The sequence below is a fragment of the Paraburkholderia sp. Clong3 genome (assembly GCF_050436485.1).
Classification (GTDB): domain Bacteria; phylum Pseudomonadota; class Gammaproteobacteria; order Burkholderiales; family Burkholderiaceae; genus Paraburkholderia; species Paraburkholderia tuberum.
Map to the genome: position 1 here is coordinate 1021831 of NZ_JBNDMH010000003.1, position 16301 is coordinate 1038131.

Sequence of the window (16301 nt, forward strand, 5' to 3'; positions counted from 1 at the left end):
TAGCGCGTGGGAGCACTGCCGTAAATCAAGCGCCGAATCCATTATTACATTAGGAGCACGACATGAATGCTGCTGTCTCATTGAGCCACGCGGCTCTCGCGGCTGTGCTAACTCCAACGTGAAGATGCCGATGAACCCGTTCGATGAGATCGCCGTTGAAGAGGCGGTTCGCCTGAAGGAAGCAGGCGTGGCGACGGAAGTCATCGCGGTATCCGCCGGTGTCGCGCAAGCGCAGGAAACGCTGCGCACGGCGCCGATCGCGCGATCTTCATCGAGTCGAATGAGCTGGAGCCGCTCGCCGACAAGCTCAACGCCGCGCTGGGCGCCTCGCGCGCAGCCGTGGACGCGGGCTACGTGCCGAACGACTTCCAGGTCGGCCAGACCGGCAAGATCGTCGCGCCGCAGTTGTACATCGCGGTGGGTATCTCGGGCGCGATCCGGCATCTCGCGGGCATGAAGGACTCAAAGGTAATCGTGGCGGTCAACAAGGACGGAGAAGCGCCCATCTTCAGCGTGGCTGATTACGGTCTCGTCGGCGACCTTTTCCAGGTGGTGCCGGAGTTGGTGTCGTTAATCTGAGCGCATAAAAGGTGGGATGTCGCGAGCAGCCTTCGAGATACAGGGGAATACTCTGTATTTTTTCTGTTTTGTTTGTGTGTATTATGACCTATTTTTGGTTGATTGTACTAACACAGATAAACGGAGCAGCAGACTTCGCGGTTCCCGGCCAGGCGCGCGAATGAATGTGAAAGGATTCCGAATGATTCTGGCAGCAGGGTGTAGCGATCGGATATGAAACCCGGAACCTGGAACCTGGCGCCTGAGCAGAGCGGCTTCGGTGAGCGCAAGGAGCGGGAACCTTCATCACGTAGACAGAGGCACTATGGCAAAAAAATCTTCCCCTGACGGCGCTGCAAACCTGCAGCGCAGGCAATGGCTCAAATATGCCAGTGCCTCGGCTGCCGTTGGCACGCTCGCCATGGGTGCCCGACAGTCGCATGCCGCGGTTACCAAGGCCGCGCCAGGCGCGGACGGCATTCTCGACGTCGCCATCATTGGAGCGGGGCTGGCCGGACTGACCGCCGCGCGAGACCTGCGTCAGGCGGGCTGCGAGTCCTTTCTGGTGCTGGAAGCCCGGGATCGTGTGGGGGGACGAACACTCAACTACAACATCCGCGGTGGCTTCGTTTCGGAAGTCGGCGGGCAATGGATGGGGCCCGGCCAGACCGCCGTCGCTGATCTCGCGCGTGAACTGTGCGTCGGGACTTTCCCAACCTACTACGACGGCAATACGGTCATTCTGGGCGGTGCGGGGCGTGTGACAGTCGATCTGAAGGGCACGTTCGGCACCGACGAGGCGGTCGGAGCAAGGCTCGGCAGGCTGTCACGCGACGTACCTTGTGGTGCGCCGTGGACGTCCTCGAAGGTCGGCGACCTGGACAAGCTCTCGGTCGGCGATTGGCTGGCGAGGCAGGACATCAAGCCTGAAGACCAGGTGGCATGGAATGCCAGCAGCATTCTTTCGGGCGGCGCGGCGCCGGCGAAGATGGGATTGCTGCATTTCCTTTCGATGATCAATTCGGCGGATTGCGATTATTCGCAGCTCGACAGCATCAAGCACAGCGCCCAGGAAACCCGCTTCGTCGGCGGCTCGCAAATCCTCAGCATCAAGATGGCCGAGCAACTGGGCGACAAGGTGCGACTGTCTACGCCGGTCCGCCAGATTTCCGGATGGGACGGCGACGTTGTCACCCTGCATACCGACCATGGAGAAGTGCGGGCACGGACCGTCGTCGTGGCCATCCATCCGGCTTTGTGTCATCAGGTGCAGTTCGATCCGCCTCTGCCCGACAAGCGCGCGGCCTTGCAGCGCGCATGGCCCGCGCATTCCCCTGCACGGAAGACGGCCATGGTCTATCGCCGCCCGTTCTGGCGCGACAAGGGCATGAACGGCAGCATCTTCCAGGTCAATGGCCCCATCCTGTGGGCCTTCGACAACTCCCCGCCCGCTGGGGAGATCGGGGTGATCAACGCGTTCGTCGAGAATGGGATGGTCCCCTCGGAGCGGGACGCGGCAATGGCCATGCACAAGCAACTCTACGCGCAGGCATGGGGCGACGATGCGCTGTCTCCCATCGCCTACCACGATCAGGACTGGAGCCGGGTCGATCCCTGGACCATTACCTGTATTTCCGCCATTCCGCCGGGCTTCTGGAGCGCCCACGGAGAAGCGCTGCACCCGTCGTGCGGCAAGCTGATCTGGTCGGGGACGGAGACGGCGAATATCTGGGCCGGCTACATGGATGGCGCCGTGCGCTCCGGCCATCATGGCGCGCTTCAGGCACTGAATGCCCTGCGTCGGGCGTAAGAGGGCAGCGATGAAAAAATACCTATTGATAGGCATTCCTCTGGTTATCGTCCTGCTGCTGGCCGTTTTCGGTTCTGATCTGCTAGATCTCTACAGGCTTCAGGGCTATATCACTACTTCGACAGCAGCCTATCTCGCCGACGGCGGCCCCTGGCCGCACGTGACCGACACCTGCACTGTGTGTCACGGCGTCAAGGGCAATTCGCTTCATCAGGGCTATCCGAGCCTGGCGGGCCAACCGGCCCCCTACCTGGAAACCCAGCTCCACAATTTCGCCAGTGAGGCGCGGCGCAATCCGAACATGGGACCTCTCGCGATGACGATGAGCGATCCGCAGATCAAATCCCTCGCTGAGTATTTCGCCGGTGCGACCCCTGTCGCGAATCGCTACTTCAAGCCGGATCAGCAACTGCGCGAGAAGGGACAGCGCCTGGTGGCTGCGGGCAACTGTGTCGCATGTCACGGTTCCCAATTGATGGGCCACGAGCAGTTTCCGCGTTTGGCTGGTCAGGGATATGACTATCTGCTCGCGCAGTTCGACGAGTTCGCTTCCGGCACCCGAAGCGAACCCACCGGCGTAATGAAAGGCCTGTCGCAAGGTTTTTCACCGGAAGACCGCAAGGCTATCGCGAGCTATCTGGCAAGTCTCGATCCGAAGAAAAAATGACCAATCAGATGCAACCTGAGTTAGGAGTTTAGTCATGGACCTCAGATCTTTAGTTCTTATGCTCTCTAGTGCTTTGCTGGCATTGAGCTCATCTTTCTACGGCTGGAAGATCGTTAAGAAACGAAACTATCTTCTCGGGCTGGAGATGTGGATTGTCGGTATCTCCGCGACGAACGCCATCGGATTCTTTGCCACTGGCAATGCAGTTTCCTATGAGGTAGCGCACTTCTTGGATGCGTTCTCTCGCGGATTCGGCATGCCCATCATCGCCGTCGCGGGCATGATGGCGATTACGCATGGCTACAAGCCGTCAATTCGCCAGGACGTCGCGGCATTCGTCGCCTCGTTTGCGCTCACATTCGTCCTTGTGGGAGCGGATTTCATCGCTGGCGTTTTGCCCTATTACTATCTGGCGATGTGGATCTGGCTGTCGATCTATCTCGCTTATTTCATCGTGCGATTGCTGAACGTCGGCGCGATGCTTGAGGCGCTGGGCGTGGCAGTGGCGCTGGTGACGTCGCTCGCGATTGCCGGCATCTACGATTTCTACAAGATTCCTGGTGAGGAAACCAACGTCGTGCTCAATTTTTACACGCTTGCGCTGTGTACGTGGGCCTACTTCATGCCGGCGATCTATTACGGCTACTGCGCCCTTGAGCGTGTTCGAAGCGGGAGCGTGGCTTCGAAGAACGCTACTCCCCATTGCAATTGAATGAAAAACGTTGCTGTTGCCGCGGTCCGCGACAACCGGGAGTTATGCGCGGGCGGCGCTGAAGGTTTTATCCTGGAGACTATGATGAATCAGACCTCGCGCAAGGTAATGCGCTTTACGGCTTGGAGTGCCATCATCGGCGGCATTCTGGCGTACGCGAATGTTGGATTGTCTGTCGTGGTGACGGGCCCGGATGCGGACATGGTGCTGCATGGTGCATCGATGCTGGCATTGCCACCGGATATCCGCGACCTGTTCCGCTGGTGCATGGTTGCGGACACGCTTGGCTTCTACCTGCCGTTCCTCGTCATCGGCGGATACTTCGTGCACGTATTTCGTGAGGAGTTGGGCGCGCTCGGCAACATGGTGGCAATGGCAGTCGTGCTGTATGTCATGGTGGGCGTGACAGGCGCAGTTATGCAGTTTGCAATCCTTCACCCGCTGGCACATCTGTATGCGGGCGGGGACGATGCCACGAGAGGCGCAGCGGCGGCAGTATGGACAGCGATAGCCAATGGGACGCAAAACGGGCTCTGGTGGATCGAAGGCCCCCTCGTGCTCTTCTGGACGTTGATTGCGGCCAAACTGCTCAAGAACGCGGGCTGGAAGGGAGCGATTCTGTTGAAGATCGTCGGCTGGGCTTTCGGCTTGTTTTTCGTGTTCGGCTTTTTTCCGGATCTCGACGCGCTTTCGAATGCCAGTGAAATGGTCGTCGTGCTGGTTCTGCCGCTGTGGATGTTGTTGTTCGGCTGGCAGTTGCTCCGCCGCGCACGGACGTTACCGGCACGCTTGCATGGCGTTGGCGCAACCACCTAAGGCATCGCTCGGGTTCAGCCCAGAGCGACGCCAAAGCATTTCCCAGCGATGTAAGCAATCCCGATAGTTTCAGCGATCAGATCGGGATCGATATGGCCCTTTCCTCCGCCAAAGCTGCCGAAGTGATCGGCGACGTGAAAAACTTCACCGATATCATACCGACGGTTTTCCACGCGGACGACTGACGGATCGCGCAGCGGCCATGGGTTGATGTCGTGGCTATAGCAAAAGGCTTGATTGCTTGGAGGCAGTGCTCATGAAAAGGGCGCGCATGCCGCACATTATTGCGCGCCCCCACGCACAATTGATCGGCGCGTGCGAGCCGGGTTCACGTTGCGGGGGCCTGGAATCCGTCGGCGAAGGATAGGCAGGATGTTGGTCTACGAGGTGGTAACTCCGAGAGGTTGGCTGAATAAAGTGGACGCCAACATTCCGTAGAATTGAGCAATGGAGGCATTGATGAACCGAATGCCCGAGGTCGTATGCGAAGGAATTTCGTGAAGAAACAGTCAAGCTGGCAACGAAGTCTTCGCTGCGCAATTCACCTCATCTCGCAGCTAGACTATCAATGCACAGAGTGCGTCGGATGCCGAGACGCGGCCGAAGTCGCTTGCCATTGCATTCTGCTAATGAACAGTTGATAGTGCCATTTGTTACCTTCACTGCTTTTTAAGAGTCCTGTTCGATCACGGCTATGCATCCACCTGGCGCTACCGTACCGGCCGTCAGCGTCCTTGGTCAGGAACTGATGCTGAAACTCGCGCACGGCGTGGCGTCCTGGCTCGTCGGCCAGAAGATTCCGCTGCTGCAAGTCCGCTTTGCGTTTCCGCGTCCACCGCATGCGCATGAATATCTCTACCTCTTTCCTGGACCTGTCCAGTTCGACTGTGAACAGACGTTGATGCAGTTCAGCGCGTCTTTCTTCGACATGCCGATTCGTCAGCGCAAGGCGAACCTGCGTAAGTTTCTCGCGCGGGCGCCCGAAGACTGGATCTTTGTGGCGTTCGACGAACAGCTCACGAGCCACCGCGTCAGGGAATATCTGGCCTCCCGGTTACCCGACATGCCGTCAATCGAGGAAGCCGCGCGAGGCCTGCACTGCTCGGTGCGGACGTTGTGCCGCCATCTTGCGGCCGAGGGTGCGGCGTTTCAGACGCTGAAGAACGAATTGCGACGGGATATCGCGATTCAACGTCTCACGGGAACCGAGGACGCGATCGCTGCGATTGCCGGGGATATCGGCTTCGATGATCCGACCGCCTTCCATCGGGCCTTTCGGCACTGGACGGGCAGCACACCTGGCGCGTACCGCCGCGGCACCTGATTCCATTGACAACACCGGGCCTGCACGAAGGGCCGGTGTTGTCGCGCATCGGCCGTGAAAAACGCGCCGCTCCACGGCTACACGACCGGATTGCTCGTATTCCGTGGCCGACTTTGTCAATAGATGGTCCGGTTCGGTCAGCCGGATTCGCCATGTTCGAGGCTACGATGTCCGTCAATCGTTGCCGTGCAGGACCTGGCGTTCCAGTGTCATGGCACCCCTTTAAATTCCACCATTGGGAAGACACAGGATGAGCTATTCCGCGCCCGTCAAGGACATGCTGTTCGCCATTAATGAACTTGCAGGTCTCGAACACGTGTCGACGCTGCCCGGCTTCGAGGACGCGACAGTTGAAACTGCGCAGGCAGTCCTCGAAGAAGCCGCCCGCTTTAATGCGGACGTGCTGGCGCCACTGAATGTCGAAGGAGACAGGAACCCGAGCAGCTGGACGGATGGGGCGGTCACCGCCTCGCCAGGCTTCAAGGAAGCATTTCAGCAGTTCGCCGAGGGCGGCTGGCAGGGTGTCGTTCACCCCATCGAATATGGCGGCCAAGGGTTGCCGAAACTGCTTGCCACACCGTGCATCGAAATGCTGAATGCCGCGAACCTGTCGCTTGCGCTGTGTCCGTTGTTGACCGACGGCGCGATCGAGGCGCTATTGACCGCGGGCAGCGAGGAGCAGAAGCAACGCTACGTGCCGAAGCTGATCTCTGGCGAGTGGACCGGTACGATGAACCTCACTGAACCGCAGGCCGGTTCCGATCTCGCGCTCGTGCGCACACGCGCTGAACCCTACAACGACGGCACATACCGCATTTTCGGAACGAAGATCTTCATCACCTGGGGCGAGCACGATATGGCGGGGAACATCGTGCACCTTGTGCTCGCGCGGATACCGGACGCGCCGGAAGGTGTGAGGGGTATTTCGCTCTTTATCGTCCCGAAGTTCATGATCAACGACGACGGCATGCCTGGCGCGCGCAACGACGTGCAGTGCGTGTCGATCGAACACAAGCTGGGCATCAAGGCGAGCCCCACTGCGGTGTTGCAATTTGGTGATCACGGAGGCGCAATCGGTTACCTGATCGGCGAGGCCAACCGCGGGCTCGAGTACATGTTCATCATGATGAACGCGGCGCGCTTCGGTGTCGGCGTGCAGGGCATCGCTGTTGCCGATCGCGCGTACCAGAAAGCCGTTGCCTATGCGAAGGAGCGCGTGCAGAGCCGGCCGGTTGACGGTTCGGCTAAACAGTCAGTGGCGATTATTCAGCATCCCGACGTGCGCCGCATGCTCGCGACGATGCGCGCGTTGACGGAAGGAGCCCGTGCGCTCGCCTACGTCGCTGCTGCGCACAGCGACATCGCGCATCGTCACGCCGACGAGGCGGTGCGAGCCGACCATCAGGCGATCTACGAATATCTGGTGCCAGTCGTGAAGGGTTGGAGTACGGAGCTGTCGATCGACGTCGCGAGCCTGGGCGTACAGGTGCATGGCGGGATGGGTTTCATCGAAGAGACTGGCGCCGCGCAGTACTACCGCGACGCACGCATTCTGACGATCTACGAAGGTACGACCGCGATCCAGGCGAACGACCTGGTCGGACGCAAGACGCTCCGCGACGGCGGCGCGGTCGCCAAGGTGTTGATTGAGCAGATTGACGAAACGCTTGCGGCGTTGTGGGAGCATGCCTCGTACGAGTCCAGCCCAGCGTTCCAGGTGCTTTACCGTCATCTTGCGGCGGGTCGCGTTGCGCTGGCGAACGTCGTCGAGTTTGTGCTCGCCCGAGCCCAGCAGGAACCGAACGTGGTGTTTGCCGGCAGTGTGTCGTATCTGAAGCTGGCCGGCATCGTGCTGGCTGGCTGGCAGTTCGCCCGGGCGCTACTGGTGGCCACGGAGAAGCGCAGCGACGATCCGTCGTTCTACGACGCGAAGATCGCGACGGCACACTGTTTCGCGACGCAGGTCCTGCCGCAGGCACTCGCGTTGGAAGCGGCCATCGTCGGCGCGCAGGATGACGTGGGCGTGCTGGCGCTGACGGAAGACCAGTTCTGATGCAAGGGGGGATCATGACTGAAGCTCGCCTCATCGAGCAATACGGTCCACGCGAGTCGATGGAATACGACGTCGTGGTCGTCGGCGGCGGCCCGGCTGGGCTGTCCGCGGCGATCCGGCTGAAGCAGCTGGCCGCGGAGAAGGGCGTCGAGCTTGGCGTGTGCGTACTGGAAAAAGGCTCGGAGATCGGGGCGCATATCCTCTCGGGCGCGGTGATGGACCCGCGTGCGATCACCGAACTGATTCCGGACTGGAAGGAAAAAGGCGCGCCGCTGACGGTGGACGTGACCGAAGACAGATTCCTGTTCCTGACGGAAACCGGTTCGAAGAGCGTGCCGACCTGGGCGCTGCCGGACAATTTCAAGAACCACGGCAACTACGTGATCAGCCTCGCGAACGTGACGCGCTGGCTGGGTCAGCAGGCCGAGGCGCTCGGCGTCGAGATATTCCCGGGCTTTCCGGCGGCCGAAGTGCTGTACAACGACGATGGTTCGGTCAAAGGCGTCGCGACCGGCAACCTCGGCATCGGCAAGGACGGCGAACCGACCGGGAACTTCCAGCTCGGCATGGAGCTGCACGCGAAGTACACGCTGTTCTGCGAAGGCGCGCGCGGCCACCTCGGCCGCCAGCTGAACGAGAAGTTCAAGCTGCGCGACGGCGTCGATCCGCAGGTGTACGGCATCGGCATCAAGGAACTGTGGGAGATCGATCCCGCCAGGCACAAGCCGGGTCTGGTGATGCACACGGCCGGCTGGCCGCTCGAAAACGACACGTATGGCGGCTCGTTCCTCTATCACATGGACAACAACCAGGTGGTGGTGGGCTTCGTGGTCGGCCTCGGCTATTCGAATCCGTATCTGTCGCCGTTCGAGGAATTCCAGCGCTACAAGACCCATCCGGCGATCCGCGCGATTCTGGAAGGCGGCAAGCGGGTGTCGTACGGCGCGCGGGCGATCACCGCGGGTGGCCTGCTGTCGCTGCCGAAGCTGGTGTTCCCGGGCGGCGCGCTGGTGGGCGACGATGCGGGTTTCCTGAACGCATCGCGGATCAAGGGCTCGCATGCGGCGATCAAGACCGGCATGCTGGCGGCTGAGGCTGCTTTTGAAGCCGTGCAGGCAGGCCGCACCAGCGATGAACTGACGGCCTATCCGGAGTCGTTCAAGACCTCGTGGCTTCACACGGAATTGCATCGTGCGCGCAACTTCAAGCAGTGGATGAGCAAGGGCCTGTACCTCGGCACGCTGATGGTCGGCATCGAGCAGAAGCTGCTGGGCGGCAATGTGCCTTGGACACTGCATCACCAGCATTCCGATCACGAGATGCTGAAGCCCGCATCGCAGTGCAAGCAGATCACGTATCCGAAGCCAGATGGCAAGCTGACCTTCGACCGATTGTCTTCCGTGTTCATTTCGAACACCAACCACGAAGAGAATCAGCCGGCTCACCTGACGCTGAAAGACCCTTCAGTGCCGGTGAATGTGAACTGGCAGACCTATGCCGGCCCCGAGTCACGCTACTGCCCGGCTGCCGTCTACGAGTTCGTCAGGAACGACGACGGCAGCGAACGCCTCGTGATCAACGCGCAGAACTGCGTGCACTGCAAGACGTGCGATATCAAGGACCCGACGCAGAACATCGTGTGGGTGACGCCTGAAGGCGGCGGCGGTCCGAATTATCCGAATATGTGATCGGCCGACAGCGCTTCGTTTCAAGAAGGGCACAGCAACCAATTCAAGGAGCAAGTGATGCAGAGGGAAGTCGTTGTTGTCAGTGGTGTCCGCACGGCCGTCGGGAAATTCGGCGGCAGTCTGAAGGATCTGCCACCGATTGAGCTCGGCGCGATCGTCGTGCGCGAGGTGCTGGCGCGCGCGCAGCTCGCAGGCGACCAGGTCGGCCACGTCGTGTTCGGAAACGTGATCGCGACCGAGCCCAAAGACCTCTATCTGGCGCGGGTCGCCGCGCTTAACGGCGGCGTCTCCGAAGCGACGCCGGCCTTTACCGTCAACCGGCTTTGCGGGTCGGGCCTGCAGGCGATCGTCTCTGCCGCGCAAACCATTCTGCTCGGCGATGCGGATGTAGCGATCGGCGGCGGCGCGGAGAACATGAGCCGCGCCCCGTATGTGACGCCCGATGCGCGCTTCGGTGCGCGCATGGGCGACGCCCGTCTGATCGACATGATGCTCGGCGCGCTGAACGATCCATTCCATGCGGTGCCGATGGGGGTTACCGCGGAGAACGTCGCGCAGAAGTACGGCATCACCCGTGACCAGCAAGACGCACTGGCGCTGGAATCGCACCGCCGGGCCACCCGCGCGATCGCCGAGGGACGCTTCAAGGAACAGATCCTCCCGATAACGCGGAAAGTCAAAGGCAAGGAGGTCGTGTTCGATACCGACGAGCATGTGCGTCAGGACGTCGATCTGGCGGAACTCACCGGGCTGCGCCCGGTGTTCCAGAAAGAGAGCGGCACGGTGACGGCTGGCAACGCCTCCGGGATCAACGACGCGGCGGCAGCGGTCCTGATGATGGAGCGCAAGGAGGCTGAAGCGCTCGGACGCAAACCGATGGCACGCCTGGTGTCGTACGCGCATGCGGGAGTCGATCCGAGTTATATGGGCATCGGCCCGGTGCCTGCCACGCGCATCGCGCTGGAGCGGGCCGGCCTCACTATCGGTGACGTTGATGTCATCGAGGCGAACGAGGCGTTTGCCGCGCAGGCGTGTGCGGTGGCGCAGGAGTTGCAGCTCGATGCAGCTAAAGTCAATCCGAACGGCTCGGGCATCTCGCTCGGCCATCCGATCGGCGCGACAGGCGCGCTGATCACGGTCAAGGCGCTTTACGAACTGCAGCGCATCCATGGGCGCTACGCGCTCGTGACGATGTGCATCGGCGGCGGCCAGGGCATCGCCGCCATCTTCGAGAACCTTCAGTGAACGGCACACGAGAACTTGCAGGAGACGACAGATATGGCAATTGAAACGGTAGGAATCGTCGGCGCGGGCACCATGGGCAATGGCATTGCCCAGACTGCCGCGGTGTCCGGACTGAAGGTCATGATGATCGATCTTGCCGAGGCGGCGTTGGTGAAGGGAATGGCGACGCTTACGTCCAGCCTCGAGCGGCTCGTCGCGAAAGAAAAAATCGATGCAGCCACGCGCGACGCGGCGCTCGCCCGCATCGAGACCTCGACCGACTATCAGCGCCTTGCGAACGTCGATCTCGTGATCGAGGCTGCCACGGAAAGCACCGAACTGAAGGTGCGCATCCTGAAACAGATCGAAGCCTCAGCTCGTGCCGACTCGATCATCGCATCGAACACCTCGTCGATCTCCATCACGGCGCTTGCATCTACGCTGTCAGATGCTTCCCGCTTCGTTGGTATGCATTTCTTTAACCCGGTACCGCTGATGCCGCTGGTGGAGATCATCCGTGGCTTGCAGACGAACGATGCCACTGTGCAGGCGATCCGCGAACTGACGACGCGGTTTGGCAAGTCGCCGATCTGCGTCAGGAACGCCCCAGGTTTTGTGGTCAACCGGATTCTGGTGCCGATGATCAACGAAGCGTTCTTCGTGCTTGCAGAGGGCGTCGCGACGGCGGAAGAGATCGACGCCGGCATGCGTCTTGGCGCGAACCACCCGATCGGCCCGCTAGCTCTCGCAGACCTCGTGGGGCTCGATGTCTGCCTGTCCGTGCTAGATGTATTCGCGAAGGATTTCGGTGACCCGAAGTACCGCGCGTGCCCGCTGCTGCGCGAATTCGTGGCCGCCGGCCGGCTTGGTCGAAAGACCGGACAAGGTGTCTACGGCTACGACTGAGCAGCGTGTCGACGAGCGAACTGCACTTATTGTGGGCCGCCAGCCTGGCAGGCTGCGCGATATGTGGCGGGGTTGTCGAAGAGGACCCGGCCGTGGCTTGTCGTTTTCGATCGTCCGACAGGTACTGGAACTCGACCTTATTATTTTGGAAAACCAAATAGATATGGAACACTTAGCGATCAAGGCGACGTTGTCCTTCAGTGACAATTCGCCGAGTGTCGAAATGCCGATTTACAAGGGCACGCTTGGCCCGGATGTGATCGACATTCGCAAACTGTACGGCCAGACCGGCAAGTTCACGTACGACCCGGGCTTCATGTCGACGGCGGCTTGCAATTCGGCGATTACCTACATCGACGGCGACAAGGGCGAACTGCTGTACCGCGGCTACCCGATCGACAACCTCGCGCAGAACGCCGACTTCCTCGAAACCTGCTACCTGCTGCTGAAGGGCGAACTGCCGAACGCGCAGCAGAAGGCCGAATTCGTGAAGACGGTCACGAACCACACGATGGTGCACGAGCAGATGCAGTTCTTCTTCCGCGGCTTCCGCCGCGACGCGCATCCGATGGCAATTCTGGTCGCCGCGGTCGGCGCGCTGTCCGCGTTCTATCACGACTCGCTCGACATCAATAACCCGCGTCACCGCGAAGTGTCGGCGATCCGTATGATCGCGAAGCTGCCCACGCTGGTCGCGATGGCGTACAAGTACAGCATCGGCCAGCCGTTCGTGTATCCGAAGAACGACCTGCCGTACAGCGCGAACTTCATGCGCATGATGTTCTCGAACCCGTGCGAAGAGTACGAGGTCAACGACGTGCTGGTGCGCGCGCTCGACCGTATCCTGATCCTGCACGCGGACCACGAGCAGAACGCGTCGACGTCGACCGTGCGGCTCGCCGGTTCGTCGGGCGCGAATCCGTTCGCGTGTATCGCGGCGGGTATCGCGTGTCTGTGGGGCCCGGCGCACGGCGGCGCGAACGAAGCCGCGCTGAACATGCTGGAAGAAATCGGCTCGGTCGATAACATTCCCGACTTCATCGCGAAGGTGAAGGACAAGAATTCGGGCGTGAAGCTGATGGGCTTCGGCCACCGCGTGTACAAGAACTACGATCCGCGCGCGAAGCTGATGCGCGAAACCTGCCACGAAGTGCTCGAAGAGCTGGGCCTGCACGACGACCCGCTGTTCAAGCTCGCGATGGCGCTGGAAAAGATCGCGCTCGAAGACGAATATTTCGTGTCGCACAAGCTGTACCCGAACGTCGACTTCTACTCGGGCATCGTGCAACGTGCACTGGGCATCCCGACGGCGATGTTCACGTGTATCTTCGCGATGGCACGTACGGTCGGCTGGATTGCGCAGTGGAACGAAATGATCGCCGATCCGGAACAGAAGATTGGTCGTCCACGTCAGTTGTTCGTCGGAAACGGTGCTCGCAGAGTAGCTGCTCGCTAGTTCGTATGCGGACATTGTCAACTTGTCCCTGTGATGCGGATTTGCCGTCTCGCGTGACGGCAAATCTGGCTCGTTTCATTTAATAAAACGTTCCCACGACGTCGAAAGAGGGTATATGCACATCGGAGTGCCAGCCGAGACGCGCGCGCACGAAACCCGCGTCGCCGCGACGCCCGAAACGGTCAGGAAGTATGTGACCCAGGGCCACCGGGTCACGATCCAGAGCGGCGCCGGCACCGGCGCCAGCTTTCCTGACGATGCCTTTACGGCCGCCGGCGCGGAGATCGTCGACGCGGCGACCGCGTTCGGCGCCGATCTCGTCCTGAAGGTCCAGTCGCCCACCGACGCCGAATTGCCGTTGCTCAAACGCGGCGCGGTGCTGGTCGGCATGCTCGATCCGTTCAATACCGAAAACTCATCGAAGCTCGCCTCCGCGGGTGTCACCGCCTTCGCGCTCGAAGCCGCGCCACGCACCACGCGGGCACAAAGTCTCGACGTGCTGTCGTCGCAGGCGAACATTGCGGGCTACAAGGCGGTTTTATTGGCCGCCACGCTCTATCCGCGCTTCATGCCGATGCTGATGACCGCGGCCGGCACCGTGAAGGCCGCGCGCGTGCTGATTCTCGGCGCTGGCGTCGCGGGCTTGCAGGCGATCGCGACCGCCAAGCGTCTGGGTGCGGTGATCGAGGCGTCGGACGTGCGGCCGGCCGTGAAAGAGCAGATCGAGTCGCTCGGCGCGAAGTTTCTCGACGTGCCCTACGAAACCGACGAGGAGCGCGAAGCCGCGCAAGGCGTCGGCGGCTATGCGCGGCCGATGCCGCCTTCATGGCTGCAACGCCAGTCGGCGCTGGTCCACGAGCGCGCCAAACAGGCGGACGTGGTGATCTCCACCGCGTTGATTCCGGGCCGCGCCGCGCCGACCTTGATTTCAGTGAAAACCATGCAGGCGATGAAACCCGGCTCCGTACTGGTGGATCTCGCCGCCGGACGCGGCGCGGAGTATGAAGGCCGGCGCGGCGGCAACTGTCCGCTGACCGAAGCGGACCAGGTCGTCACGAAACATGGTGTGATCATCGTCGGCTATACGAATCTGGCCTCGATGGTGCCCGCCGACGCGTCGTCTTTATACGCGCGCAATCTGCTCGACTTCCTCAAGCTGATCATCACGAAGGAAGGGACACTCACCATCGATCTCGCGGACGACATCGTCGCGGCCACGCTGCTGGCCCGTGACGGCGAAGTCACGCGCAAGGCCTGAGCAACCACTAAAGGAGAACGGCGATGGAAGTCGTCAACCACACCGTCATCAATCTGATCATTTTCGTGCTGGCGATTTACGTCGGCTACCACGTGGTCTGGAACGTCACGCCCGCGCTGCACACGCCGCTGATGGCCGTGACCAACGCGATTTCGGCGATCGTGATCGTCGGCGCAATGCTCGCCGCGGGCCTGACTTTGGGCACGCCCGGCAAGTTCTTCGGCACGCTCGCGGTCGCGCTGTCGGCGGTCAACGTATTCGGCGGCTTTCTCGTCACACGACGAATGCTGGAGATGTTCCGCAAGAAAGAGCCGAAGAAGCTCCCCGCTGACAAGGCACAATCCACGACCAGGGAGAACGCGTAATGAGTCTGAACGTCGTCACGCTGCTTTATCTGGTCGCGTCGGTCTGCTTCATCCAGGCGCTTAAAGGGCTGTCGAATCCGAAGACGGCGCGCATCGGCAATACCTTCGGCATGGCCGGGATGGCGATCGCGATCCTCACCACCATCGCGCTGATCATCAAGCAGGCGAACGGGCTCGGCTCGAACCTCGTTCTGGGTCTCGGTTTGCTGCTGGTCGCGCTGGTGGTCGGCGGCGCGGTGGGCGCGTTCGTCGCCGCGCGCGTCGAGATGACCAAGATGCCGGAACTGGTCGCGGCCATGCACTCGCTGATCGGTCTCGCGGCCGTGTGTATCGCGTATGCGGTGGTGTCGGAGCCGGCCGCGTTCGGCCTCGTCGATCCGGAGAATACGGCGCCGGGTTTCCTGCCGTACGGTAACCGTATCGAGCTGTTCATCGGCACGTTCGTCGGCGCGATCACGTTCTCGGGTTCGGTGATCGCGTTCGGCAAGCTGTCGGGCAAGTACAGGTTCCGGCTGTTTCAGGGCGCGCCGGTCGTGTACGGCGGCCAGCATCTGATCAACCTGATGCTGGCACTGGCGATGCTCGGCTTCGGCATTCTGTTCTTCCTCACGCAGTCGTGGCTGCCGTTCATCATCATGACGCTGATCGCGTTCGTGCTGGGCGTGCTGATCATTATTCCGATCGGCGGTGCGGATATGCCGGTGGTGGTGTCCATGCTCAACTCGTACTCGGGCTGGGCGGCGGCGGGCATCGGCTTCTCGCTGAACAATCCGATGCTGATCATCGCGGGTTCGCTGGTCGGCTCATCCGGTGCGATCCTGTCGTACATCATGTCTATGTGCCGGGCGATGAACCGCTCGTTCTTCAACGTGATTCTGGGCGGCTTCGGCAACGAGGCGGGCGCGGCGGCCGCAGGTGGTTCGGCCGAGCAGCGTCCGGTGAAATCCGGTTCGGCCGACGATGCGGCCTTCATGCTCGGCAATGCCGAAACCGTGGTGATCGTGCCGGGTTACGGGCTGGCCGTGGCGCGCGCGCAGCATGCATTGAAGGAGTTGACCGACAAGCTCGTCGAGAAGGGTATCGAGGTGAAGTACGCGATTCACCCGGTGGCCGGCCGGATGCCGGGACACATGAACGTGCTGCTCGCCGAAGCCGAAGTCGCCTACGACATGGTCTATGAAATGGACGATATCAACGGCGAGTTCGGCCAGGTCGACGTGGTGCTGGTGCTCGGCGCGAACGACGTGGTGAATCCGGCGGCGAAGAACGATCCGAAGTCGCCGATCGCGGGCATGCCGATCATTGAGGCGTACAAGGCGCGCACGGTGATCGTCAACAAGCGTTCGATGGCCGCGGGCTATGCCGGACTCGACAACGACCTGTTCTACATGGACAAGACGATGATGGTGTTCGGTGATGCGAAGAAGGTGATCGAGGATATGGTTAAGGCGGCGTAACGACCTG

General features: G+C 61.2%; 12 protein-coding genes and 3 pseudogenes. All 15 read left to right on the forward strand.

Going from position 1 to position 16301, the window contains the following annotated elements:
* Window positions 1-130 precede the first annotated feature (130 nt).
* Window positions 131-199, forward strand: a pseudogene (locus tag OKW30_RS28125) (hypothetical protein); the annotation flags it as partial.
* Between the two features lie 86 nt (window positions 200-285).
* Window positions 286-579, forward strand: a pseudogene (locus OKW30_RS28130) (FAD-binding protein); the annotation flags it as partial.
* Between the two features lie 304 nt (window positions 580-883).
* Complete coding sequence (locus OKW30_RS28135; protein ID WP_429348219.1) at window positions 884-2368, forward strand: FAD-dependent oxidoreductase; 1485 nt, start codon at window positions 884-886, stop codon at window positions 2366-2368.
* Window positions 2369-2378: 10 nt separating this feature from the next.
* Window positions 2379-3035, forward strand: a complete 657-nt coding sequence (locus tag OKW30_RS28140) for a c-type cytochrome (RefSeq protein WP_429348220.1) — start codon at window positions 2379-2381, stop codon at window positions 3033-3035.
* Window positions 3036-3069: 34 nt separating this feature from the next.
* Window positions 3070-3747, forward strand: a complete 678-nt coding sequence (locus OKW30_RS28145) for a hypothetical protein (protein WP_429348221.1) — start codon at window positions 3070-3072, stop codon at window positions 3745-3747.
* Window positions 3748-4563 carry a hypothetical protein gene (locus OKW30_RS28150; protein WP_260336662.1) on the forward strand — a complete coding sequence of 272 codons (816 nt, stop codon included), beginning with the start codon at window positions 3748-3750 and terminating at the stop codon, window positions 4561-4563.
* Between the two features lie 730 nt (window positions 4564-5293).
* Window positions 5294-5887 (forward strand): annotated as a pseudogene (locus tag OKW30_RS28155) (helix-turn-helix domain-containing protein); the annotation flags it as partial.
* 250 nt (window positions 5888-6137) lie between these two features.
* The gene (locus tag OKW30_RS28160) at window positions 6138-7940 is read left to right on the forward strand and encodes an acyl-CoA dehydrogenase (protein ID WP_429348222.1); all 1803 of its coding nucleotides are present in this window, start codon (window positions 6138-6140) and stop codon (window positions 7938-7940) included.
* Window positions 7940-9628: an electron transfer flavoprotein-ubiquinone oxidoreductase gene (locus tag OKW30_RS28165; RefSeq protein ID WP_409340068.1), complete on the forward strand. Its 1689-nt coding sequence runs from the start codon at window positions 7940-7942 to the stop codon at window positions 9626-9628. Before OKW30_RS28160 ends, OKW30_RS28165 begins: the two co-directional genes overlap by 1 nt.
* A gap of 57 nt (window positions 9629-9685) precedes the next feature.
* A complete protein-coding gene (bktB, locus tag OKW30_RS28170; RefSeq protein ID WP_429348223.1) occupies window positions 9686-10873 on the forward strand; it encodes a beta-ketothiolase BktB in 1188 nt (395 codons plus the stop codon).
* Window positions 10874-10906: 33 nt separating this feature from the next.
* Window positions 10907-11758: a 3-hydroxybutyryl-CoA dehydrogenase gene (locus tag OKW30_RS28175; protein ID WP_429349179.1), complete on the forward strand. Its 852-nt coding sequence runs from the start codon at window positions 10907-10909 to the stop codon at window positions 11756-11758.
* 163 nt (window positions 11759-11921) lie between these two features.
* Window positions 11922-13214, forward strand: coding sequence for a citrate synthase (gene gltA, locus OKW30_RS28180; protein WP_429348224.1), 1293 nt, complete (start codon window positions 11922-11924; stop codon window positions 13212-13214).
* 115 nt (window positions 13215-13329) lie between these two features.
* The gene (locus tag OKW30_RS28185; protein WP_429348225.1) at window positions 13330-14472 is read left to right on the forward strand and encodes a Re/Si-specific NAD(P)(+) transhydrogenase subunit alpha; all 1143 of its coding nucleotides are present in this window, start codon (window positions 13330-13332) and stop codon (window positions 14470-14472) included.
* 23 nt (window positions 14473-14495) lie between these two features.
* Window positions 14496-14837 carry an NAD(P) transhydrogenase subunit alpha gene (locus OKW30_RS28190; RefSeq protein WP_187629648.1) on the forward strand — a complete coding sequence of 114 codons (342 nt, stop codon included), beginning with the start codon at window positions 14496-14498 and terminating at the stop codon, window positions 14835-14837.
* Complete coding sequence (locus tag OKW30_RS28195; RefSeq protein ID WP_429348226.1) at window positions 14837-16294, forward strand: NAD(P)(+) transhydrogenase (Re/Si-specific) subunit beta; 1458 nt, start codon at window positions 14837-14839, stop codon at window positions 16292-16294. The genes OKW30_RS28190 and OKW30_RS28195 overlap by 1 nt, the downstream gene beginning before the upstream one ends.
* Window positions 16295-16301 lie beyond the last annotated feature (7 nt).

What these genes read in the sequence shown, in the direction of transcription:
- OKW30_RS28140 (WP_429348220.1), top strand. Translation starts at nt 2,379, where the DNA reads ATGAAAAAATACCTATTGATAGGCATTCCTCTGGTTATCGTCCTGCTG.
- bktB (WP_429348223.1), top strand. Translation starts at nt 9,686, where the DNA reads ATGCAGAGGGAAGTCGTTGTTGTCAGTGGTGTCCGCACGGCCGTCGGG.
- OKW30_RS28160 (WP_429348222.1), top strand. Translation starts at nt 6,138, where the DNA reads ATGAGCTATTCCGCGCCCGTCAAGGACATGCTGTTCGCCATTAATGAA.
- OKW30_RS28190 (WP_187629648.1), top strand. Translation starts at nt 14,496, where the DNA reads ATGGAAGTCGTCAACCACACCGTCATCAATCTGATCATTTTCGTGCTG.
- OKW30_RS28135 (WP_429348219.1), top strand. Translation starts at nt 884, where the DNA reads ATGGCAAAAAAATCTTCCCCTGACGGCGCTGCAAACCTGCAGCGCAGG.
- OKW30_RS28195 (WP_429348226.1), top strand. Translation starts at nt 14,837, where the DNA reads ATGAGTCTGAACGTCGTCACGCTGCTTTATCTGGTCGCGTCGGTCTGC.
- OKW30_RS28175 (WP_429349179.1), top strand. Translation starts at nt 10,907, where the DNA reads ATGGCAATTGAAACGGTAGGAATCGTCGGCGCGGGCACCATGGGCAAT.
- gltA (WP_429348224.1), top strand. Translation starts at nt 11,922, where the DNA reads ATGGAACACTTAGCGATCAAGGCGACGTTGTCCTTCAGTGACAATTCG.
- OKW30_RS28150 (WP_260336662.1), top strand. Translation starts at nt 3,748, where the DNA reads ATGAAAAACGTTGCTGTTGCCGCGGTCCGCGACAACCGGGAGTTATGC.
- OKW30_RS28145 (WP_429348221.1), top strand. Translation starts at nt 3,070, where the DNA reads ATGGACCTCAGATCTTTAGTTCTTATGCTCTCTAGTGCTTTGCTGGCA.
- OKW30_RS28185 (WP_429348225.1), top strand. Translation starts at nt 13,330, where the DNA reads ATGCACATCGGAGTGCCAGCCGAGACGCGCGCGCACGAAACCCGCGTC.
- OKW30_RS28165 (WP_409340068.1), top strand. Translation starts at nt 7,940, where the DNA reads ATGCAAGGGGGGATCATGACTGAAGCTCGCCTCATCGAGCAATACGGT.